Annotated in this window: 20 protein-coding genes and 2 pseudogenes; 15 read left to right on the top strand and 7 right to left on the bottom strand. The window is 62.6% G+C overall.

Features of this window, described 5'->3' with window-relative positions; translation table 11 throughout:
* Positions 1-4 precede the first annotated feature (4 nt).
* The 14 genes and pseudogenes from WN73_RS14165 (at position 5) to WN73_RS14100 (ending at position 13,284) form a co-directional block, all read left to right on the top strand.
* Positions 5-439, top strand: coding sequence for a CopG family ribbon-helix-helix protein (locus WN73_RS14165; protein ID WP_271553337.1), 435 nt, complete (start codon positions 5-7; stop codon positions 437-439).
* Between the two features lie 652 nt (positions 440-1,091).
* A complete protein-coding gene (locus WN73_RS14160) occupies positions 1,092-2,807 on the top strand; it encodes an outer membrane beta-barrel protein (protein ID WP_271553335.1) in 1,716 nt (571 codons plus the stop codon).
* Positions 2,808-3,429: 622 nt separating this feature from the next.
* Positions 3,430-4,380: a P-type conjugative transfer ATPase TrbB gene (trbB, locus tag WN73_RS14155; protein WP_442870091.1), complete on the top strand. Its 951-nt coding sequence runs from the start codon at positions 3,430-3,432 to the stop codon at positions 4,378-4,380.
* Positions 4,377-4,718: a TrbC/VirB2 family protein gene (locus WN73_RS14150; protein ID WP_161532512.1), complete on the top strand. Its 342-nt coding sequence runs from the start codon at positions 4,377-4,379 to the stop codon at positions 4,716-4,718. The genes trbB and WN73_RS14150 overlap by 4 nt, the downstream gene beginning before the upstream one ends.
* Positions 4,718-4,993: a VirB3 family type IV secretion system protein gene (locus tag WN73_RS14145; RefSeq protein WP_161532511.1), complete on the top strand. Its 276-nt coding sequence runs from the start codon at positions 4,718-4,720 to the stop codon at positions 4,991-4,993. Before WN73_RS14150 ends, WN73_RS14145 begins: the two co-directional genes overlap by 1 nt.
* A 7-nt stretch (positions 4,994-5,000) precedes the next feature.
* Positions 5,001-7,439 carry a conjugal transfer protein TrbE gene (gene trbE, locus WN73_RS14140; protein ID WP_271553331.1) on the top strand — a complete coding sequence of 813 codons (2,439 nt, stop codon included), beginning with the start codon at positions 5,001-5,003 and terminating at the stop codon, positions 7,437-7,439.
* Complete coding sequence (gene trbJ / locus WN73_RS14135; RefSeq protein ID WP_271553330.1) at positions 7,436-8,194, top strand: P-type conjugative transfer protein TrbJ; 759 nt, start codon at positions 7,436-7,438, stop codon at positions 8,192-8,194. Before trbE ends, trbJ begins: the two co-directional genes overlap by 4 nt.
* Before the next feature lie 10 nt (positions 8,195-8,204).
* The gene (gene trbK-alt, locus WN73_RS14130) at positions 8,205-8,525 is read left to right on the top strand and encodes a putative entry exclusion protein TrbK-alt (protein ID WP_271553329.1); all 321 of its coding nucleotides are present in this window, start codon (positions 8,205-8,207) and stop codon (positions 8,523-8,525) included.
* Positions 8,522-9,883, top strand: coding sequence for a P-type conjugative transfer protein TrbL (gene trbL, locus WN73_RS14125; RefSeq protein WP_271553328.1), 1,362 nt, complete (start codon positions 8,522-8,524; stop codon positions 9,881-9,883). The genes trbK-alt and trbL overlap by 4 nt, the downstream gene beginning before the upstream one ends.
* 3 nt (positions 9,884-9,886) lie before the next feature.
* On the top strand, positions 9,887-10,576 hold the full coding sequence (gene trbF / locus WN73_RS14120) for a conjugal transfer protein TrbF (RefSeq protein WP_271553326.1): 690 nt from the start codon (positions 9,887-9,889) through the stop codon (positions 10,574-10,576).
* The gene (trbG, locus tag WN73_RS14115; RefSeq protein WP_271553325.1) at positions 10,573-11,652 is read left to right on the top strand and encodes a P-type conjugative transfer protein TrbG; all 1,080 of its coding nucleotides are present in this window, start codon (positions 10,573-10,575) and stop codon (positions 11,650-11,652) included. The genes trbF and trbG overlap by 4 nt, the downstream gene beginning before the upstream one ends.
* The gene (locus tag WN73_RS14110; RefSeq protein WP_271553324.1) at positions 11,643-12,839 is read left to right on the top strand and encodes a TrbI/VirB10 family protein; all 1,197 of its coding nucleotides are present in this window, start codon (positions 11,643-11,645) and stop codon (positions 12,837-12,839) included. The genes trbG and WN73_RS14110 overlap by 10 nt, the downstream gene beginning before the upstream one ends.
* Positions 12,836-12,943 (top strand): annotated as a pseudogene (locus WN73_RS14105) (DUF2274 domain-containing protein); the annotation flags it as partial. The gene WN73_RS14110 and the pseudogene WN73_RS14105, both read left to right, overlap by 4 nt.
* Positions 12,944-12,987: 44 nt before the next feature.
* Positions 12,988-13,284, top strand: a complete 297-nt coding sequence (locus WN73_RS14100) for a DUF2274 domain-containing protein (RefSeq protein ID WP_271553322.1) — start codon at positions 12,988-12,990, stop codon at positions 13,282-13,284.
* Here WN73_RS14100 and WN73_RS14095 read toward each other — a convergent pair.
* Genes WN73_RS14095 through WN73_RS14080 form a run of 4 tightly spaced genes read right to left on the bottom strand, consistent with a single transcriptional unit; the run spans position 13,215 to position 19,061 of the window.
* A complete protein-coding gene (locus tag WN73_RS14095; RefSeq protein ID WP_271553320.1) occupies positions 13,215-13,661 on the bottom strand; it encodes a hypothetical protein in 447 nt (148 codons plus the stop codon). The genes WN73_RS14100 and WN73_RS14095 overlap by 70 nt on opposite strands.
* Complete coding sequence (locus WN73_RS14090) at positions 13,658-15,796, bottom strand: hypothetical protein (RefSeq protein WP_271553319.1); 2,139 nt, start codon at positions 15,794-15,796, stop codon at positions 13,658-13,660. The genes WN73_RS14095 and WN73_RS14090 overlap by 4 nt, the downstream gene beginning before the upstream one ends.
* Positions 15,793-17,613, bottom strand: a complete 1,821-nt coding sequence (locus WN73_RS14085; protein WP_271553318.1) for a hypothetical protein — start codon at positions 17,611-17,613, stop codon at positions 15,793-15,795. The genes WN73_RS14090 and WN73_RS14085 overlap by 4 nt, the downstream gene beginning before the upstream one ends.
* A complete protein-coding gene (locus WN73_RS14080) occupies positions 17,610-19,061 on the bottom strand; it encodes a tyrosine-type recombinase/integrase (protein WP_271553316.1) in 1,452 nt (483 codons plus the stop codon). The genes WN73_RS14085 and WN73_RS14080 overlap by 4 nt, the downstream gene beginning before the upstream one ends.
* A gap of 273 nt (positions 19,062-19,334) precedes the next feature.
* Here WN73_RS14080 and WN73_RS14075 point away from each other — a divergent pair, with 273 nt between their 5' ends.
* Positions 19,335-19,490 (top strand): DUF2274 domain-containing protein, encoded by a 156-nt coding sequence (locus tag WN73_RS14075; RefSeq protein WP_442870092.1) that lies wholly within the window; start codon positions 19,335-19,337, stop codon positions 19,488-19,490.
* On the opposite strand, the gene WN73_RS14070 is transcribed toward WN73_RS14075, so the two are convergent.
* The 3 genes and pseudogenes from WN73_RS14070 to WN73_RS14060 form a co-directional block, all read right to left on the bottom strand.
* Positions 19,454-20,365: a LysR family transcriptional regulator gene (locus WN73_RS14070; protein WP_271553350.1), complete on the bottom strand. Its 912-nt coding sequence runs from the start codon at positions 20,363-20,365 to the stop codon at positions 19,454-19,456. The two genes, WN73_RS14075 and WN73_RS14070, sit on opposite strands and share 37 nt — an antisense overlap.
* Before the next feature lie 994 nt (positions 20,366-21,359).
* Positions 21,360-21,641, bottom strand: a complete 282-nt coding sequence (locus tag WN73_RS14065) for a helix-turn-helix domain-containing protein (RefSeq protein WP_271553314.1) — start codon at positions 21,639-21,641, stop codon at positions 21,360-21,362.
* Between the two features lie 362 nt (positions 21,642-22,003).
* A pseudogene (locus WN73_RS14060) lies at positions 22,004-22,246 on the bottom strand (Rid family hydrolase); the annotation flags it as partial.
* Positions 22,247-22,322: the final 76 nt, after the last annotated feature.

Below are 22,322 nucleotides of genomic sequence, written 5' to 3'. Positions count from 1 at the left end.
GGACATGACCGCTCCGAAGAAAAAAACCCAGATGTCGGTCTATCTCGATCCTGATGTCATGAAGGCGCTGTCGGCCTATGCCGCTCGGCGCGAGCAATCGCTGTCGCTTATTGCCGAAGCCGCCATTGCGTCCTTTCTGTCGCCGGACGCCGACGAGCGGCGGGAGGCCGCTATTGCCAAGCGACTCGACCAAATCGACCGCCGGATCGCTCGCCTTGAGCGGGATGTCGGGATTTCAGTCGAGACCATCGCCCTCTTCATCCGCTTCTGGCTGACGACAACACCGCCACTCCCCGAACCGGCTGCAAAGGCCGCGCGGGCACAAGCCGGAGCGCGCTATGATAACTTCGTCGCCGCGTTGGGCCGGCGACTCAATCAGGGCCCGAAACTGCGGCAGGAGATTTTGGAGGACATGCCCAACTCGCCGCCGGAGTCCTGATGTGGGTGTCAGTCCGTTCTAAATGTGAAGAACTCAATGGAGACGAGGTAGAGATCCGGCTCGCTCTCGATCTTCGTTGCACTGCCCGGCCGCGCTAAGCTCTCGCCAGGATGACGTCAGATGATGACACGGGCTTGATTGCGGACCCTACATCGCCCAAACCCTCGAGGCGATCATCGCCCGCCATCCCCAAAGTCGAATCGAAGACCTCATGCCATGGCGACTCCGCAAAACGTCAAGCCAGCATCAATAGGTTGCGGCTAAGCGCTCACCAGCAAGCAGAAGATTTCGGCCTTGAACCACTCTGACGGAATCACAGGTACTACAGCTAACAGCTCAACACGGTTGCCTATTGCGCCGGCGAGGATGCCTGGAGCAAGAGGAGAACTCTCCGCAGGCGCATTCACCTATTCGATCGGTCTGAGCCGGCGTGCAGCATGCGCCTTGTGTTCCACCTCAGACGCGCGGCTTGTTTCAAAATCTACCGATCTTGTTACGAAGAAAACATCGCGATCGAAAAACCGCAGGGAATGCGCATTGCGTCCGCTGGCCTAGATCCTGCACACCACAAGCGCCGGGGAAGCGGAGCCAACAACTTCGGCTATTGGGCCTTCGTTGCAAATTGGCGCGCGTCATGTGTTCGTGAGGTGAAATGCGATCTGAACTTCTTTTTTGCGGAATCGCAACAGCTGCGCTCGTTGCAGGCGGTACCGTCAATTCGGCCGATCTTAAGCCGGCAGTAAAGGTCCCACCCGCCGTCTGGAACTGGACCGGCGGGTATATCGGCGGGCACGTCGGCGGGGGCTACGGGCTGACATCATTCAGTGATCCCTATGGTCCGTCACTCTATGGGGACGTTGTCCACACCCCCGTGTTCCTGGCCGGAGGTCAGATCGGCTACAACTGGCAGAGGGAGCGCTGGGTTTTTGGCCTTGAATTGGATGCTAGTGGCGCTGTCTCGGACGGTAAAAACACCTGTCTTGCCGTTTCCAGCTCGGTGGTGAGCGCGAACTGCAACGCCAGTCCAAACGTTTTTGTCACCGGGACGGGTCGCCTGGGGTATGCGTTTGGACCGCAGGGCCACACGCTAGCTTATCTCAAAGGGGGCGTGGCCTGGCAGCACAATCGCGGCGATGTCACCAACAACAACGAATTCGGTGACTTGGCGCCACAGAATGCCACCCATTTCGACTATGGTCGTGTCGGTGGCACAATCGGGGTAGGCGTCGAGCAAGCGCTCACGCCGGCTTGGTCCCTGACACTTGAATACGACTATCTAAGGTTCGGCGGAGCAAACGTGGCGACCCCTCCGACCCTACGGTATCCGCCGTTGGCAACGGTCCCAGCCAACATCACTAGCCTATCCAGCAGCTACCACGTCGGAAAGCTTGGTCTGAACTACCATTTTGACGCCGCCCCATGGACACCGGCATGGTCAGATGCGCCGCTATACCCGACAAAGCCGACGGTCAGCGCCTCGCCGATTGCTCTCGCTGATCGGTGGTCGCTGGAAAGCGGCACACGGGTGTGGTTAAGCCGAGGAAGGTATCAATGGGACCACGGGAGCAGTGATCTCGTATCAAGACTCTCCTATCATGGGCTCGATGGGATTTCGGGTGAGTTGTTCGAACGTGTGGACAGCCCCTGGGGGATCTTCCTGAAGGGCAATATCGGAATCGGGCGCTTCAACACTGGAAATATGAACGATGAAGATTGGGGCTTACGCCCTCCGTACGTGAGTGTCCCCACCGCCTACGTCAACACGATATCGGGTCAGGCCAACGGAAGGTTCACCTACTACACCGCCGATGCCGGATACAATTTCCTCCGCGGCAGCACCTACAAGGTCGGTGGGTTTATGGGCTGGAGCTACTACGGCCAGAAGTCCGACTCGATAGGCTGCGTTCAGATCGCCGCCCCCAAGTCTGATCCATGCCTTGCGCCAGGCGATAGAAGGATCATCGGCAGCCAAGACACTGACTGGAATGCGCTGCGCATCGGCCTCAGCGCTGAGACCATGTTGCTCGACCGTTGGCGCGTGAGTGCCGATGTTGCTTACCTGCCGTGGACAGACTTCCACGGGCGCGACAACCATCTGCTGCGTCAATTCACGACCTTCGCCGATCAACGCGGGAGTGGTGGCGGTGGTGTGCAGGTTGAGGCAGTCCTATCCTACTTCATCACTGAGAACTTCAGCCTCGGCGTCGGCGGCCGTTATTGGGCCATGTGGACCCCAAATGAGCGTAAAGGAATTGACACCCAAGCCACGGAGGCGCACCGCTCCCCTGTTACCCACGGGCCCTTTCCTGCGGACCATCGCATGGAACGATGGGGCACGTTCCTGCAGGCGTCCTACAAGTTTGACTGAAACTGCATGCTCCTCGCTCTAAGCTTGGCACGGCCGAGATTACACAATGACGACGGCGCCGCGCTCTTGCCTAGGCTGGAACTAAGCGAAGGTCCGGGACTAAAGCTGCAAGCTTTTGGGCCGTTCAAGCCCGAAAGCTTGCATCGACGCATCAAAGGTGAAGGCTAGGCGCCGCGGAGGTGGTGCAACGTTTGATCTTCGATGTGAGCGCCGTCATCCCGCCCACTGCAAGCACGCGGTCAGAGCTTTGATTTGCACGCTTTGTTTTCGTTTGCGGCGGGCGGGTTGTCGTTATCAACTTGCAGCTTAGCGATGACCTCGTGATCGGTAGTCGCCGGACCGATGTCAATTGTTTGCAAATTTGACCCCTTGCATTGCCAATAAATCCCTATTGTGGAGATTTGTCGTGAGAGGCTCGATCAGCACGCCTTCGATACAGCAAGTATTTTTTCTCTGCTCTACCCTTGATTCCTACGACGGCTGAATACTTGTTGAACTAACCCGTTTCCTGCCTTTTCTATCCATCCCCGTTGGCCAATCGCTTGTCGCGACTGGCTGTCGACGGGGGACGATTGTGGGGGGCACTTCACTTCATTCGGAAGCGTTTTCGCGTGGCGCGCGCATGCTGCGCACCGCGCTTGGCCCCGCGATCGCGACCTTCCTCGAAGACCCCTCGATCGTCGAGGTGATGCTCAACCCCGACGGTCGGCTCTGGATCGACCGGCTGTCCGGCGGTCTGGAGGATAGCGGCCGAACGATGTCCGCCGCCGACGGCGAGCGGATCGTGCGCCTGGTTGCGCACCATGTCGGCACTGAGGTGCATGCCGAGAAGCCGCGCGTCTCGGCCGAGCTTCCCGAGACGGGGGAGAGGTTCGAGGGGCTTCTGCCGCCCGTTGTTGCGGCGCCGGCCTTTGCGATCCGCAAGCCGGCCGTCGCTGTTTTCACGCTGGACGACTATGCGGCGGCCGGCATCATGACCATCGACCAGGCGGGCGTGCTCCGCGAAGCCGTCGCCGCCCGCAAAAACATCCTCGTCGCCGGCGGCACCTCGACCGGCAAGACCACCCTCACAAACGCACTGCTGGCCGAGATCGCCGGCACCACCGATCGTGTGGTCCTCATCGAGGATACGCGTGAGCTGCAGTGCCGCGCCCCGAATCTGGTCGCGCTGCGCACCAAGGACGGCGTGGCGTCCCTGTCGGATCTGGTTCGGTCTTCCCTCCGACTACGCCCCGACCGGATTCCGGTCGGCGAGGTACGGGGCAGCGAAGCCCTGGAGCTCCTCAAAGCCTGGGGCACGGGCCACCCCGGCGGGATCGGAACGATTCACGCCGGCACGGCGCTGGGCGCTCTTCGTCGCCTCGAGCAGCTCATCCAGGAAGCCGTCCTCACCGTTCCCAAGGCGCTGATCGCCGAGACCATTGATCTCGTCGCGGTGCTGCGGGGCCGTGGCAGCGAACGCCGCCTCGCCGAACTCGCTCTCGTCGCCGGCCTCGATCCCGCCACCGGCGATTACCGCGTCCAGTCAGCCGAGACGGGCGGCCAATCCTCGCTTTCCAAGGAGCCATCATGATCCAGTTCCCTTCCGCGATCCGCCATGTTCGCGGTCGCTTCACCGAGCTTGCGGCGATTGCCTTCATCTCCATCGCCTTTGCCCCCGCGGCCTACGCTTCAGGCTCCTCAATGCCGTGGGAGACGCCGCTCAATCAGATCCTGGAGTCGGTGCAAGGTCCGGTCGCCAAGATCATGTCGGTCATCATCATCACCGTGACCGGCCTGACGCTCGCGTTCGGAGATACGTCCGGCGGCTTCCGCCGGCTGATCCAGATCGTCTTCGGCCTGTCGATCGCGTTCGCCGCGTCGAGCTTCTTCCTGACCTTCTTCAGCTTCTCTGGCGGAGCGTTGGTGTGATGGCTGCAATCGTCGATCCGGAAGTGCCGGGCTTCTTCGCCCCAGTCCATCGCGCGCTTACCGACCCGATCCTGATGGGCGGCGCGCCCCGCACGGTTGCGATCGCCAACGGCACGTTGGCGGCGGCAATAGCGCTCGGCCTCCACCTCTGGATTCCCGGCGCGCTGATTTGGGCCGTGGGCCATGCCGCGGCGGTCTGGGCCGCCAAGCGCGACCCGCAGTTCGTGGACGTCGTTCGACGTCACCTCCGCTATCCCTCCTATCTTGGCGCGTGAGGCTTCCATGCTGAACCTCGCCGAATACCGCAACCATCCCCACCGCCTCGCCGACTTCCTGCCCTGGGCCGCCTTGGTCGAGAAAGGCGTCGTCCTCAACAAGGACGGCGCGTTCCAGCGCACGGCGCGCTTCCGTGGTCCGGACCTCGACAGCGCGACGCCCGCCGAGCTCGTCGGCGTGACGGCCCGTCTCAACAACGCGCTGCGCCGTCTCGGCTCAGGCTGGGCGATTTTCGTCGAGGCCCAGCGCATCGCTGCCCAGACTTATCCGCACAACACCTTTCCCGACGCCGCGTCAGCGCTGGTCGACCTGGAGCGACGGGACGCCTTCGAAGAGGCTGGCGCCCATTTCGAGAGCCGCTATTTCCTGACCTTCGTCTGGCTCCCGCCGGCCGAGGACGCCTCGCGCATCGAGGGCTGGCTCTATGAGGGTCGCGCGCAGAGCGGCGTTGAACCCCACGAGCTGCTGCGTGGTTTCGTCGATCGGACCAACCGCGTCCTGCAACTGGTTGAAGGGTTCATGCCCGAGGTGGCCTGGCTCGATGACGGCGAAACGCTGACCTACCTGCATTCGACCATCTCGACCCGGCAACAGCGCGTCCGCGTCCCCGAGACGCCGATGCATCTCGACGCGTTGCTCGCGGACGAACCGCTCGCCGGCGGCCTCGAGCCGCGCCTCGGCCGCCACCACCTCCGTACGCTCACCCTGGTCGGTTTTCCGACCATGACCCATCCCGGGATCCTCGACGAGCTGAACCGGCTTGCCTTTCCCTACCGCTGGTCGACCCGTGCGATCCTGCTCGACAAGACCGAAGCGGTGCAGCTGCTGACCAAGATCCGCCGGCAGTGGTTCGCCAAGCGAAAGTCGATCGCTGCCATCGTCAAGGAGGTGATGACCAACGAGGCCTCGACACTGGTCGATAGCGATGCGGCGAACAAGGCCGCCGATGCCGATCTCGCCTTGCAGGAACTCGGCACCGACGACGTAGGTCAGGCCTACATCACCGCGACCGTCACGGTCTGGGACGAGGATCCTGGTCTTGCCGCCGAGAAGCTGCGCCTCGTCGAGAAGGTCATCCAGAGTCGCGACTTTACCTGCATGCCGGAAGGGGTGAACGCGCTCGAAGCCTGGCTTGGCTCGCTGCCGGGGCACGCCTACGCCAACGTCCGCCAGCCGCCGCTCTCGACACTGAACCTGGCCCACATGATCCCGCTTTCGGCGGTCTGGGCCGGGCCGGACCGCGACGAGCATTTCCGCAGCTCCCCGCTCTTCTTCGGCAAGACCGAGGGCTCGACCCCGTTCCGCTTCTCGCTGCATGTCGGCGACGTCGGCCACACCCTGATTGTCGGCCCGACCGGCGCCGGCAAGTCTGTGCTGCTGGCGTTGATGGCGATTCAATTCCGCCGCTACCGGAAGAGCCAGATTTTTGCTTTCGATTTCGGCGGTTCGATCCGCACGGCCGCGCTTGCCATGGGGGGCGATTGGCACGACCTCGGCGGCAGCCTGTCGAACAGCGCCGAGGATTCCGTCGCGCTCCAGCCGCTCGCGCGCATCGGCGATGCAGCGGAGCGCGCCTGGGCTGCTGAGTGGGTGACCGCGATCCTTGCCAAGGAAGGCGTTACCATCGATCCGACCGTGAAGGAGCACGTCTGGTCGGCGTTGACCTCGCTGGCATCCTCGCCTGTCGAGGAGCGGACGATCACCGGCCTGACGGTCCTGTTGCAATCGGCCGCGCTCAAGCAGGCGCTGCAACCTTATTGTGTCGGCGGCTCCTCCGGCCGCCTGCTCGACGCGGAGGCCGAGGAGCTCGGCTTCGCCTCGGTGCAAGCGTTCGAGACCGAGGGCTTGATTGGCGCTGGAGCTGCGCCCGCCGTCCTCACCTACCTCTTCCATCGCATCGAGGGACGGCTCGACGGCCGGCCGACCCTCCTCATCATCGACGAGGGGTGGCTCGTCCTCGACGATCCCGCCTTCGCCCAGCAGCTTCGGGAATGGCTGAAGACATTGAGGAAGAAGAACGCTTCCGTCGTCTTCGCCACCCAATCGCTCTCTGACATCGACGGCAGCAATATCGCGCCGGCGATCGTCGAGAGTTGCCCGACGCGCATCTTCCTGCCGAACGAGCGCGCCATCGAGCCGCAGATCACCGCCATCTACCAGCGGTTCGGCCTAAACGACCGCCAGATCGAGATCATCGCGCGAGCGACGCCGAAGCGGGACTATTACTGCCAGTCCCGCCGCGGCAATCGGCTCTTTGAGCTCGGCCTCGGGCCGGTCGCGCTCGCCTTCTGCGCAGCGTCCTCCAAGGCCGATCATGCCGCCATCGAACGGCTGCTCGCCGAGCACGGCCGTGACGATTTTACGGCCGCCTGGCTCGCGGATCACGAGCTGCTCTGGGCCGCCGATCTCATCCCCGACCTGACAAACCTGGAGGTGCAGTCATGACCGCTCTTAAGACGCGGCGCGCAGGCTTGGTCGCCGCGACCACTCTCTCGCTCGCCTTGCCGATCTCGCCGCTTGTGACGCGGCCGGCCATTGCGCAGTGGATCGTCTACGATCCCACCAACTTCAGCCAGAACGTGCTGACCGCAGCCCGCGAGCTGCAGCAGATCAACAATCAGATCCAGATGCTGAACAATCAGGCCCAGAGCCTGGTGAATCAGGAAAAGAACCTCGCCAACCTTCCGTTGTCGACGCTGACCCAGCTTCAGGCACAGGTCGCCCGGACCCAGTCACTGCTGAGCCAGGCCCAGAACATCGCCTTTAACGTCGAGCGCATCCAGACGACGTATTCCAGCACGTACGGCACGGCGGCGGCCACGGGTTCTAACGCGACAATGTTTGCCGCAGCTCAAAGTCGTTGGCAGAACTCTGTGGGCGCCTTCGAGGATTCGCTGAAGGTGCAGGCCGGCGTCGTCAGCAATATCTCGACCAACTCCAGCGCGATGAGCTCGCTGGTTACCGCCAGCCAGTCGGCAAGCGGCGCCCTGCAGGCAGCTCAAGCCGGCAATCAGCTCCTGGCCCTGCATTCCCAGCAGCTTTCCGATCTTGTCGCGGTTCTCGCCGCTAAGGGGAGGGCGGATGCGCTGGAGCAGGCGCGTGTGACCGCGACCGAATCCCAAGGCCAGCAGCAATACAAGATCTTCTCGACACGCAGCGGCTATCAGCCCGGCAACGTCACCATGTTTAGCGGCAACTGAGGCACCGACTATGGAGCGCTCGGATATCCTTCGCGCAGGCGCGATGATCGTCGTGTTCGCGATTTTCCTTGCCACGCTGCACGTCATCCATCGGCGTCCGGCTGAGCAGCCAGTATCCGACGCTCCCTCTGCCTCCACTCCCGATGACGTCTCGGCCGAGCTGCTCCGCTGCGCCGAGCTTGGACCCCAGGATGCCGAAGATCCGCACTGCCAGGCGGTTTGGAAGGAGAACCGCGCGCGCTTCTTCGGTAGGCCGGCGCGGCCACGTCTGCCGCAAGCCGCGCCGGCCACTCAGCCGATGACGGCTGTTCCAAAGGGAGAGAAGCCGTGAACAACGTCGGCGTCATCGACACCTTTCTCAATACTTTCACGACCTACATCGATTCGGGTTTCGGCCTGATCAAGGGCGAGGTCACCTACCTGTCGTCGACGTTGATCGTCATCGACATCACGTTGGCCGGTCTGTTCTGGGCCTGGGGCGCTGACGAGGACATCCTCCAGCGCCTGGCGAAGAAAACCCTCTACATCGGTTTCTTTGCCTTCATCATCACCAACTTCACCAAGCTCTCAGGGATCATTTTCAATAGCTTTGCCGGCCTCGGCCTGAAGGCAGGTGGCTCATCGATCTCCGCTGCGGACTTCCTGCGGCCAGGCCGACTCGCGCAGGTCGGTCTCGACGCTGGGCAACCGCTGCTCGACGCAGCAAGCCAGATGATGGGGTTCACCAGCTTCTTTGCCAACTTCGTCCAGATCGCGGTGCTGATGGTGTCTTGGCTGCTGGTGCTGATCGCCTTCTTCATTCTGGCGGTGCAGCTCTTCGTCACGCTGATCGAGTTCAAGCTGACGACGCTCGCTGGCTTCATCCTCATTCCGTTTGCGCTTTTCAACAAGACCGCCTTCCTCGCGGAGAAGGTGCTGGGCAACGTCGTTGCGTCAGGCGTGAAGGTCATGGTGCTCGCTGTTATCGTCGGCATCGGCACCGGGCTCTTCTCCCAGTTCACCACCGCCTATGCCGGCGGCCAGCCGACGATCGAGCAGGCGCTCTCTGTCGTGCTCGCGGCGCTCGCTATGCTGGGCCTCGGCATCTTCGGGCCCGGCATCGCGACCGGGCTTGTTTCCGGCGCGCCGCAGCTTGGCGCGGGCGCTGCCGTCGGCACGGGTCTGGCCGTTGCCGGCACAGCGATGGTCGGCGGCGCGGCGCTCGGTTTGGCCGGAAGGGGAGCGATGGCAGCTAGCTCCGGTGCTGCGGCCGCCGCACGTGGTGGTGCCGCGATGGCGGGCGGCATGTCCTCCGCCTACAGCCTCGCATCAGCTGGTCGGTCCGGCGCTGGCGGTGTCGTGTCCGGTGTCGGTGGTGCGGGCCGAGCTGTTGCCGGTGCGGCGGCAGCTCCCGTCAGACGCGCCACTTCGCAGGCAGCGGGGGCAATGAGGGAGAGCTTCACCTCCGGTGCCCGAGCCGGCATCGCCAACACAGGCGGCTCCTCGACGATGGGGACCATCGGGAGTGGCGAGGCCGCCAACGATGGAGCCGCATCTCAAGCAGCGAGCGAGAGCGGTCCGCCCGCCTGGGCCCAACGCGTCAAGCGCAATCAGACCGTCATTCACGGCGCTCAGACAGCTGCGCAAGCCCTCAAATCCGGCGACAGCCATGGCGGCGGCCACTCCGTCGACCTCTCGGGAGGAGAATAACCTATGTCGATCTTCAGCCGATCGTCCGTGCGCTACGGCCGCACGCCCGAACCCGAAACCCCCTACCAGCGCGCGGCGCAAGTCTGGGACGAACGCATCGGCTCCGCCCGCGTGCAGGCCAGGAATTGGCGGCTGATGGCCTTTGGTTCGCTGATCCTGTCTTGCGGCCTCGCCGGCGGGCTCGTCTGGCAATCCACGCACGGCACCGTCGTTCCCTGGGTGGTGCAGGTCGACAAGCTCGGCGAGGCGCAAGTGGTGGCGCCGGCCACCGCCGACTACCGGCCGAATGACCCGCAGATTGCCTGGTATCTCGCCCACTTCATCCAGATCGTACGCTCGCTTCCGGCCGACCCGATCATCGTGCGGCACAATTGGCTGCAGGCCTATGATTTCACGACCACGGCGGGCTCGGTGGCGCTGAACGATTACGCCCGCGCCAATGATCCCTTCGCCAATCTCGGCAAGCAGCAGGTCGCCATCGACGTCTCCAGCGTCATTCGCGCCTCGCCCGACAGTTTTCGCGTGGCCTGGGTCGAGCACCGCTATCAGGACGGAGCACTCGCCGGCACCACCCGTTGGACCGCGATCCTCACCATCGCAATTCAGCCGCCCACCGACGCCGATCGGCTGCGCAAGAATCCCCTCGGCATCTACGTCAACGCTATCAACTGGTCAAAGGAGCTGGGACAATGAGCCCGCCGATTTTATCGAAAGCCGGCGGTCCGGCTTTACGTTTCTCCACGGTTCACCAAAGCCGGAAGGGCGGCGATACGTGTTCCCGTAAATCCGTACTTGCGGCTTTACTGATATCCGTCGCGACACTCGGCGGCTGCGCGCACAATTTCATCCCGCCCGACATCAACTACGACAGCGCGGAGCCGGCGACGCTTACCGCCGATCCGCCGCCGCCCGTCAAGATCGTGGAATTGCCAAAACCCCTGCCGCTGCCTGGGCAGTTGAAACTGCTCGCCGCCGGCAAGCGTACCACCGAAGCCGCCGATCCGAAGGTTCGCGTCAAACAGGCCAACGCCGCGGCACGAGTGCAGCCGGTCCGTAACGGTTTTATCAACGCGGTGCAGGTCTATCCATTCTCCGGCGGTGCTCTCTACCAGGTCTACACGGCGCCCGGTCAGATCACCGATGTCGCGCTCCAGGAGGGCGAGCAACTCGTTGGCTCCGGTCCAGTCGCCGCCGGTGACACCGTGCGCTGGATCATCGGCGATACCGAGAGCGGCGCGGGCGCGACCAGGAAGATCCACATCCTGGTCAAGCCGACGCGGCCGGAACTGGTCACCAATCTCGTGATCAACACCGACCGGCGGACCTATCTCCTCGAGCTGCGCTCGACGGAGAAGACCTATATGGCCTCGGTCTCCTGGCAGTATCCCGAGGACCAACTCATTGCGCTTCGGCGACAGAATGCGGCGGCTGAAACCGCAGCGCCCATTGCGGCCGGCGTCGACCTTGCCGCGATCAACTTCCGCTATTCGATCGAGGGCGATGATCCAGCCTGGCGTCCGCTGCGCGCCTTTGACGACGGAAATAAGGTCTACATCGAATTCCCCAGCGGTATCGCACAGGGTGAAATGCCGCCGCTGTTCGTCATCGGTCCGGCCGGCGGGTCCGAACTCGTGAACTACCGAGCGAACCGCAACTACTACATTGTCGACCGCCTGTTCGCCGCCGCGGAATTGCGTCTTGGCGATAAGGACAGCGAGCGGCGCGTGCGCATCGTCCGCACCGACGGAAGGCCGCGCGCATGGCGATAGGCAGCGAAGACGAACGTCAGAGCCCGCTGGTCGCGCCGCCGGACCTTCGGCTCCGAGGCGAGCGGCCGCGTGTCACACGGCTCTCGCGCAAGGTCCTGATCGGCCTCGGCGCGGTGTCTGCCCTCGCCGTCGCGGGCGCGCTCGGCTATGCCCTGCAGACCGGCAACAAGCCGCAGACCGGCCAGGAGCTGCTCAGCACCCAGACCAGGCCTTCGGCCGAGGGCCTCGCCGGTTTGCCGATGGACTATACCGGTCTGCCGCGCCAGGTGCCGCCGCTCGGACCACCATTGCCCGGCGATCTCGGCAAGCCGATCCTCAATGCCGGCGCCGCACCAAACACCATGGCAGCGACGTCAGATCCCGAGACGCAGCGCATGGGCCAGGAAATCGAAGCGGCGCGGGTCAGCCGCCTCTTTGCCCAAACTGCTCAGCAACCGCAGAGCGTCGGCCAACTCATCCCGAATGCCTCCGTTGGCGCCACGGCCACTCCGGCCGCGACACCGCCCGTCGATGCCGGATCCGCTCAGAACATGCAGGACCGCAAGACGGCCTTCCTCACTGCTCCGACAGACAAGCGCACGGTCAGTCCGGACCGGCTCGAAGCCAAGGCCTCACCTTATGTGGTGCAGGCGGGCACCGTGATTCCGGCTGCGCTCATCACGGGCATCCGCTCCGATCTGCCCGGCCAGGTCACTGCTCAGATCACGGAAGCGGTCTGGGACAGCCCGTCCGGAAAATATCTTCTGATCCCGCAGGGCGCGAAACTGATAGGTCAGTACGACAGTTCCGTCGCGTTCGGCCAGAGCCGCATCCTCCTGGTCTGGACGCGCATCATCATGCCCGACGGTCACTCGATCGTGCTGGAGCGTCAGCCTGGTGCCGACACCGGTGGATATGCCGGGCTCGAGGATGAGGTCGACAACCACTGGGGCATGCTGTTCAAGGCCGCTGGCCTCTCGACCCTGCTCAGCGTCGGAGCCGAGGCGGGCACCAGCCAAAATGAAAACAACCTTGTTCAGGCGATCCGTAGCGGCGCATCCAACGGCATCAGTCAGACCGGCCAGCAGATCGTGCAGCGCCAGCTCAACATCCAGCCGACACTGACCGTCCGGCCGGGTTTCCCCGTCCGCGTGATCGTTACGCGAGATTTGGTGTTGGCTCCGTACGGAAAGAGAGGAACGCCATGACGAAGCTCAAGCTTGGGCCGCTCGAAGACGACAAGCCGGTCAAGAACACGATCGAGTTGCCTGCGGCGGTCTTCAGGGATCTCAAAAGTTACGCCGATTATCTGAACGGTCAACATGTCTCTGTCGCATCTACCGAGGAAGGTGGCGCATGGCGGATCTGAAACTTGGCCGCTTGCCGAAAGCCGGTCTCGTCCGCATGACAATCAGCATCTCGGAGCCTCTAAAGGAAGAACTCGAGCGCTATGCCGCTGAGCACAGCCGACTTTATGAGCCAGTCGACGCCGCGACGTTGATCCCGCACATGCTCGAGTCCTTCATCCGGTCCGACCGCGGCTACCGGAGCCGGCGCGCGCAATCCGATCGGGGCAATAGTCGTCAACGTCGCGGCGCGGCCGCAAACGCTACGAGCGCTGCACCGCGTTCTGATTCGGACGATTCGGCCTGAAGCCGGGCTATCCGTTTCTCTTGCTCGCGCACGAGAAGACTGAGCGCCTGGATATGTTGCGCCATTTTGCGGTTGGATAATCGCAAGGCACGAAGCTCCTCGGTCTCGCGGCCGCGCAACATGACAATCTCGGCTTCGAGTTGGTGGACACGATCCGTTGAGGGCAGCGGCCTCTTCACTTCTCGCTCGGGCGACGCGATGGCAGCGCGGAATCTCTCGATCAATTCGGGGGCCCTGTAAAGTGTTGCGCGCGAGAGTCCGGCCTCCGATGCCAGACGAGCGATTGTGCATGTCGGCTGGGCGCCGCCATGGCTCAACAGCCGCGACATGGCGGCTTCAATGGATGAGACGGCGGCGGCGCTGATCTGCTTGGTCATTCTGGTGATCCTTCGAGAAGGGGCGCGATGAGCCGCCGCTTGCGCTCATTGTCCTCCGTCAGGACCTGACGCTGGAGGGATGAAAGCCGCCGGTCCTGCAGTAGCTGTTCGCCCTCGGCGATCGACGCCTGCCAAGGCGCCAGATGACGGCGCGTGACGCATGCGTTCGGACAGCGGTCTGGGCGGCAGTGGGATAATGCCGGGACGGTTCGATTGGCCGCCGCGTTCTCGCGGTCGAGGCAGAGCGCCGTATCAGGATCGAAGAAGCAGTCGGCCAGCAGGCCGACATGGAGCGTGCGCCCGAGATGTCCGAGCATCGATCGCAGTCGCTGCGCATCGACGACACGGCCCGGCAGATCGCCGAGTTCATCGCGGATACGCGAGAACTCGCTTCGCAGGCGCGCCGCGGCGGGTCCCGCCGGCGGCAGTCCACGCTTGATCGCTTCCTCATAATGTTCGACGACATCGTCCATCTGACCGAGCGCGCGTTCCTGCTCGACCTCACGGCGAAATCCTGATGGACTGGAGCCGGAATAGCCTTCGAACATGGCGATCGAGGCATGCTTGTACTGAATCTTGCCGGCCACGGTACCGAACGGCCGGTTGGCGATGTACCAGGCGAGCGTCCTTCGAAACTGGCGGGGTGTGAACCACCATGGGCGACCCTCGACGTGAGGGATCGCCGGCCCCCCGCGCGAGCGCGCGTCGAGATGTTCGCGCAGGCCGTTGACGAGGCGTATGACGCCGCCGCGCAGCTCCGCTCTATCGTCGGCCATTGAGAGCGCCTGCCAGATGGTGTCGACGCCGCGTGTCGCCCGTTGTTGCGCGGTCAGGCGCTCCACCACGTCGATCGCGCGCGCCACGGGTGCGATTGTTATCCACTCGGCTTCCTCGCCGCTTGATTCCCGTGCCTTATAAGTGATGCTTTTGACGCGATGTCGCTCGACGATCCCGTCGGCGCTTAGTCCGAGTGACCAGCAGGCCTGCAGTTCGCTATCGCGCATGCCGGTCAAGTAGGCACAGACGACATAGGCTGCGGCCTGCAGCATCCGCTCTTCTTCGACGATACTGCGTTCGTTGAACCGCTCCCGCCAAGGCAGGGCGGTATCTGGATCGACCGTGACGGTGCTGTCCATGCCGCCGATCTCGCCGCCGAGACGCTCGATGGCGCGCTCCAATCGTCTCCGAAGCGCCGGACGAGAGACCAAGAGGCGCTTGTCGCAGCCGAGCTCGAGGGCGACCAGATGAAAGTTGACACCTGAGATCGGCTTGCCCTCCGGCTCGCGCCGTCCGCTGCGGTCGAATGCAGAAGCCGGAATGCCGCGTCCGTCCGCGCAACGCCGTCCGATATAACAGTCGAGCTGATCAATGAGCGGAAGGCGTTGTGCAACTCCATCGAGATGACGTAAGCCCTGTTCCAACTGGCCGAGATCGGCGCGGGCAGCGAAGATGTCGGCGGCGAACAGATCGACATACTTCAGGGACCAACGCAGCAATGCTCCGATGACCGGCTCCGGAATGCGCGGCGTGCGGTTCTCGGTCACCATCGGCCGTGATGGCAGCCCAGCGACCCGCGCCGCTGAACGGCCTCGCCAGGGCCGGCAGCAAAAGCCGCCGAGCGTGAGGTACGGCGAATAGCGATCGAGTTCGATCGGCGAGTCGAGCAAATGTGCGACGCGTTCGACCGCTCGTCCTCGCACGCGCCGAAGCTCGGCGAGATAAGCATCAAGCATTGCTTGATCGACCAGGTGCATTGCGAATGTGCCGGCCTGCCGGGCGACGAATGCCATGAAGCCCGCGAGATTGGACAGGGCCCAGCGAGCGACTGTGGGTGACATGCGCGCCCGCGTGGGAGACGGCGATGGCTCGTTCAGCCGCGCCCAGATGAACTCCTTGGCGGTCAAGCGCTGCAGCGGATCGGCGAGCGCCGTGAAGTCGACCACGGTGGTGGATTGTTGTACGTTCTCGCGAAAGATCGCGGGGGCGAGATCCCAGCGGTCGTCGCGAAAGTGCGACAGGCAGGCCTCATTCGTTCCCGGTTTGAGGGCGTGCGTCGCCAACACCCGTTCGTCGTCGCGTCGCATCCGGGAAGCGACGCCTGCGGTATCGGGCGATGGTGCAGGAATCGCCGTCACGTCGCGCTCGCCTCCGGTGGGAGATAGATGATGCCGGGCGTTGCTTCGGCCGCGATGCGCGCGGCGGTCACAACGGCCTTCGGGAAGGCAGGAAGGATCTGATCTCGAATGCGCCGATGGGCACGGCCGAACTTGGCCTCCCAATCAGCTTCAGCCAGGGACTCGCGCTGCGCAACGGTAAATGCAAGAAATGCGATCAGTGCCGGCAGTTTGCGCGCGGTGATGACGGCGTTGCTGCAATCAAGGCAGTTCCAGAATGGTGACGGACAGGCTTCGCCCCTCGCCGCGAATGGACTATCGTAGAAGCCGGCGCATGCCGCGAGCCACAGATCCTGGGCACCATCGAGAAAGGGGGCGATTGCTTCGCCTGCGAGTGTTCCGGGCAGATCGCTGCCGCCTGGATCAGAGCAGATTGCCGCCTCTTCCTTGGGCGTGACGATGCGTGGTTCTGGGGCGGGCATCGTGCGCGCCGCGGCCAGTGCGTCGTCGAGCGCGGCTGCGATCGCAGCTTCATGCACCCCCTTGAGCGCGGGAATGTCGGCATAGTGTTCCGCCGCCACCTCGATGGAATGCCCCTGTGCGAACGTCTCGAGCTGGCCGCTAGTCTTCACATACCACTCGGCCTTGTAGGTCTTGCGCAACCGTGAAAGTTCGAGCCGGAGTGCGCGGCGCTGGTCGTCGACAAGGCCGTATTGACGCACGAAGTAGCGCGGCATGAAGTTGCTCTTCGTCATGCCGCCGATCAGACCGTGGACGCATCCCCACACCCAAAGCCGATCGGTATCAAGACGGCGGCGCGCTCGGGCAGTGAGTCTGATCGCAAGACGCACGAGGCCGCCGGGTGTAGTCGCGCCGCCATCGCGGACCCTGATGGTCTTCCACTCTGCACCCTGCGCGCGGCGTTTGAGGTAAGCGATGTCGATGAAACCTTTGGCCGGGTTCTTGAGGCAGTCGGCCCTCAGCTCGCGCAGACACTCGATCTCGAGCCCTGTCCTAAGCGACAGCAGGATGATGAAGGCGACGATGTCGACTGCCGTCAGGTAGAAGCGAGCATGGGTCGCCGGACAGGTCAGATCCACGCGGCGAGGCGCTCCGTAGTAGATCGCGCGCTGACGCATGTTATCGAAGAGCGGATCCTTTGATGCAACCCAACCGTCCCGATCGATTGCCTCAACGAGCAACTGATAGGGTTCCTGGACCCTGGGGTGAAGATCGGCAGGCAGCGTCGGGAGCTTGCCCTCCAGCACGATCCGACGGGCTGCTTCGACCACCTGCTTGCGCGCGGCACGCCGGATGCTCGCGGCTACGGCTCCGCTATAGGCGTCGCGCGGACGGCTGTTTTTGTACGGGTCGAGACTGAGATAGGTGAGCCGCGGCAGAAGCGCGGGCGGCAGCGTGCCCGGCTTGTGCTCCTCCATCCGCCGCAGGAGCAGGATCGGACGGGAGAGTAAATGGCGACGGTGGATGGCCCCTGCGTAGGTGTTGCGCTTTAGGCAGACTTCGTAGCGTTCGAAAAGTGCCGGTTCAATCATCTCGACGGTGTCGACAGCTTCGTCGGCGGCATCCAGAAAGTGCAAGAACCGTCGGAGTTGCTCGACATGCACCCGTACTTTGGTGGGCGTGCAGACGACGCCGGGTGCTGTCAGACTGTCGCGCAATGCTGCGCCGAGGGCGCGGACAAGCCGCGGCCGCGAGGAATCGCTCAATGCGACGGTAACGCGCTTACCGCTCTCTACCGGGATCTCGAACCGGAGCGCGCCGAGCGGCCTGGCGCGGGCGGTCTCTATCGGTGGAAAGCTTGCCCGCCTGCCGCTCATAACGCGTCCTTCGGCGCTGCATCGAGCGCCGTGCCCCAGCGTTCGGCGGCCGCCTCGACGAGCGCGCGGCTCTCCTCTAGGCTGTCGAGATAGATGTAAGTGCTGGCGATGCTGGCATGTCCAAGAAGGCGCTGTAGCTTCTGCAGTGGATCGCCGATCATCCGGCGGTAGGCGGCCGAGCCTGGTTCGTCAGGCGGACCGTCGGCCAGGACAGCGCCGATCTGTTCGCGGATCAGCATGGAAAGCATGTGCACTGCGAAGGTATGCCGCAGCGCATGTGGGGTGACGTCGAGATCAATGCCGAGAGCGCGGCACCGCCTGCCTGCCCGGCGGAACACCGCCGCCCAGGCAGGCGACGTCATCGGCCGACCCGCTTCGTTCAGCCAGAGGATCATCGGCTCGCCCGACGATGTGGCGAGCCGCCTCCGCTCGGTCGGGCTGAGCACATCGAGGCGGACAGATCGGACTTGGCCGGTGACGTCGACAAGACCAATCGTGCCACGGGTTGGGCCATCACCAACGGCGATTGAATCGGATTCGACATCGCGGAAATTGGCGAGCGCATTGGCGCGCTCGATCGCCACATAGTCGGCGAGACGATGCAGAAGCCGCGCTGGCAATCTGATCTCTCGCGATCTTCCGCCCTTGGCGATCGACGCGGGAAGCCGAAGCGGGATTGATCTGGGAGCCGATCGGGTCCGATCAACTGCGGGCAACTCGACGATAAGAAGGCTAGCTGCCTCTTCCAGTCGCAGCCCGGTCGTGACGAGCAGTTCCGCGAACAGGACATTGCGCTCGCCGTGGCGCCCGCTCCATGTGGCGTCTTCACGTCCGTCGAGCTGGCGGCCCCGCAACCCAACATCCCGGTACGAGAGGAAATGGTCGAGACCGACGAACCGGAGGTCGCCACGTCGCGCGCCGGCTTCGCGCGCACGGGCGGTCCTCACCGGTGCGAATCGTCCGCCGCGGACGCGTCGCCACGTCGTGCTCGACCCGAATGGCGACGCAGCGATCAGCTCTTCCTCGACTGCCCAGCCATAAAACGTCTCAAGCGCGGCTACAGCGCGATTCCAAGAGGCCGCGGAGATCCGATGAGACGGTGCCGACCGACGACGCGCGGCATGATAGACTGCAACATCTTCGCGGTCGGCAAGCCAAATCGACTTCTTGCCTCGACGCTCGGAAAGAAATCGCATCCAGACCACAAGGTCCCGAGCGTAGGCCCTGAGACTGTTCACTGAGCGCAGCCCCATGGTGGGACAGGCCCGAAAGAAACGATTGAGATCGTGATCGTAACCGCCGCAATCATCCAGAATGAATGGCATGCCGTCGTTGACGCCCGTTGCCTGCACCGCCGCGATCGTCTCGGCCGGAAGTTCGTGCGTGACACCATCAACGATTGCTGGGCGGTGCAACGCCGCGAGGTCCGCGAAGTAAAGTTCCGGCATTCGCTCTCCAAAACGGAGCGCCTTCGGCGCAAAGCCCTTTTATTTAGAATGCGAGGGGTTCCCCTCGCGCTCTCCCGCTCGCCGCGTGGCAGGGGTGCAGGACTTCGCCTGCACCCCATAGTCAGCTTATGGTGTCGCCGCCGAGTCAAGCGTTGTCCTCGCTACGCTGCGGGAACGCTTGACTCGGACGTCTGATGCGCTTCATCGGCAACCCTGATGACTGATCCGCATGACATGTCTGAGACACGTGCGTAGAGTCAGGATAACGCCGAGATTCTGACGCGCAACGCAGGAGCGACGACGCCGACCGAGCCTGCCAAATTGATCGCGCCGATGATCGAGCGTTTCATGGCGACTGACCGCGCCTTTGCAAAGGCTCGGAGAAATGCTGCTCACTCGGTCCCTGGCTCAGCGGAAAAATCCGGATAGCGTTCACGGAGAAGGTCGAGAAACGGACGAAGAGATGGATTGCTGTTGGCCTGACGCCAGTACGCGCGGAAGCTCAGTCGCGTAGGACCGTCAGCATCGTGGACCTCTCGGAAGGTGACTCCCTCGTAGGCGGCGCCGGTCGCACCTTCTAGGGCGAGCAGGACGCCCCATTCGGCACCCACCAGTGTGAGAAGCTGGTCATACACTACGTCATGATGAAACAGCCGGCACGAATCTGAACTTCCCAGTTTGTTGATGAGGAGCTTTAGCAATTCCGGTGCCGGGCCATACCGTGTCAGCAACAACGTTTGTTCTCTCAGTTCGCTCCAATGAACCACGCCGCGCGCTGCTAGCGGATGGGACTTGGGGAGAGCCACCACGACGCGTTCACTCCAGAGCAACAACGACCTGCCCTTCCACGTTGGGTTGGGCTCGGCTACGAACGCGACATCAATGGCGGGGCCGACCAAGTCGGAGATCAGATGATCTTTTGGTCCGTCAACAAGTTGCGTGTTGACCTTTGGGAAGCGGGTTCGGTGCTCGAGGAGCGTCGCTCGAAGATTGCCAGCTGAGAATGAGGCATGTATACCGATGGTCAGCCGACCGCTCTCCCCGCGCGAACGGTTCTTGATGCGAACCGTCATTGCAAGAGTCTGATCCACGATGCGGCGCGCCGTGTCGACAAACTCCTTACCTTCCATTGTAGGACGCGTGCCGCCATTGGTGCGCTCGAAGAGGGTTACGCCCAATCTGTGTTCGAGATTTCGTAGGCAGCGACTGAGGGTCGACTGCTTGATTCTAAGCGTGTCTGCCGCCTGACGGAGGCTTCGGTGCTGGGACACGACGATTGCCCAGCGTAGATGTCGAAATTCCACAGGCACTGTTTCGACCCTATGGCGGGAGAAGTTCAACGTGGCGCCGCGTTGGTAAGCCGAGAGCTCGAGATCGTGTATCACGAACTCGCACCCTGGATCGTCGCCGGGAGCCTTGTTGCGGCTTGTTAGTATCTTCAGGCGTCGCCCCGATCGCTGCAATTGAACCCACGATCGTGAATGAGAACGTTCAAGTTTTCACGTGCTTCGCCACGGCCGCTGGCACAAGCGTCATTCGCTGAATAAGGCGAGCGCAAATGGCGGTCCTGGAGTCAAAGAAGGTCAGCTTGGGCTCATGACGTGATCACGAGCTTTGTGCAAAGAGCTGGCCATTGCAGGAGACACTGCAGGGATTCAGTGGGAGTCTATGGAGGATCAGCGCTCGACCGCTCAGAAGCCGCCATACCTCGGGGATGCTGAAGGTGCCGTATCGAGCTAAGGGGCGCTTGTTTGACAGGGATACCTCGACCGCCTGCCGGAGATTTCCAACGGCAACCCGCAATACCAGGGCGGCGCTGCCGAAGACTAAAGTTCAGAATTCGAGGTGTTTCGAGAGACAGCCGTGAACCTGCATCGATCATCGCACATCTACCAGAGAAAAAATCGTAAGTAACTACAATGTGCGCCAACAAATGTGACTATTTTTAGTTGCAGAGCGACTTGCCGAGCGCCGTTGATTGGCCTGATGATGGGTGAGCTCCGGGCCTTTCCGCGCTTAGTAGATACCACACTTGAGATTACGACAGACCGTCCCGGTCGTCGCTAAACGCTGGTGCTCACGGTGTATCCACCGGGCGCAAAGATTTGAAATGTCGCGTTTGCAGTATCAAAACATCCTCTTGCGGTGTGATGTCGCGCCACCTCCCATGCAATCTTGAGAACCCGCATCAGGGGCCAGTCGTCGCTCGCTCCTATGCTGCGAGCGCGCTCTAATTGTTCGGACGAAGTTGGCTTCTAAGTCCCGTCAATTGGGCTACGTAGAAGCCGTTGAAATTCGTCAATTCTTCCTGCGATGTTGAGGCGCTGGCTTGCGCCTTCTTGACAAGGACTTGAGAGACCAAGCACCTTTGGGCGGCTGAACAAAGAATTCAGACAAATGGACGCCCAGCGTTTCGGCGATGCGGTCGAGGAGATCAATCGTCGGGTTCTTCGACTGCCGCTCAAGACTGCTTAGGTATGAGCGGTCAATCCCGGCCTCATAAGCCAATTTCTCTTGCGAAATTCCTTGATCTACGCGGATTCGACGAACATTCCAGGCTACAATCGCACGAGTTTTCATGGGCCAAATCATGCCATTTGAGGCAGCGGTCAAACCACTGGCTATAGCCCTACTATTGCCTCTTTCTGGGCGTGCCTCGATGCTAACTGATCTAAACTCAGCCGCGCCCGGAATCGATGCCATCATCATACTTGGGGGGCGCTGCGATTTAGTTGCCCTTGCCAAAATCTCCTTCAGCGCCTTGCATTCTCTTAGCACTACAGCAGCGTTTTTTTCCCTCAGCGGACCATCTAATCACTCTGCATCTAGCTCTTGCCGGCCCTGGCCTCGATTGCGTTGTACGGTCTTTGCGGGACCTCTGTTCCTTTCGAGCCTTGGTCGGCTAGATACCCGGAAGAAGCCTATATGTACTCTCGTCACTTTTATGGGTCGACTATTGCAGAGGCCTCGATTTCCACGAGCTGCCAAGCTCGAAGCATGGAGGTCACTTGGACTAACGTCGACGCGGGTCTTACGGCATTGAAGATCTCAAGTTGCGCTTTCGCCACCTGATCTGCGACCTCGATATTTCTCCGATATACAACCGTTCGAACAACAGCGGTCAGATCTGCTCCCGCGGATGTAAGCGCCGCCTCGATGATAGCCAGAGCGGCTGTAGCTTGCTCGCAGGCAGTCTTTCTGTACGCATACGACGAAGCTTACGATTACCCACATTTTTTGAGGTGCAGTGAGTCGAAAAAC

The sequence above is a fragment of the Bradyrhizobium sp. CCBAU 45394 genome (assembly GCF_028128655.1).
GTDB classification, from domain to species: Bacteria; Pseudomonadota; Alphaproteobacteria; order Rhizobiales; family Xanthobacteraceae; genus Bradyrhizobium; species Bradyrhizobium diazoefficiens.
Note: the sequence above shows the minus strand (reverse complement) of the source record. Positions and strands in the feature narration are given on the sequence as shown.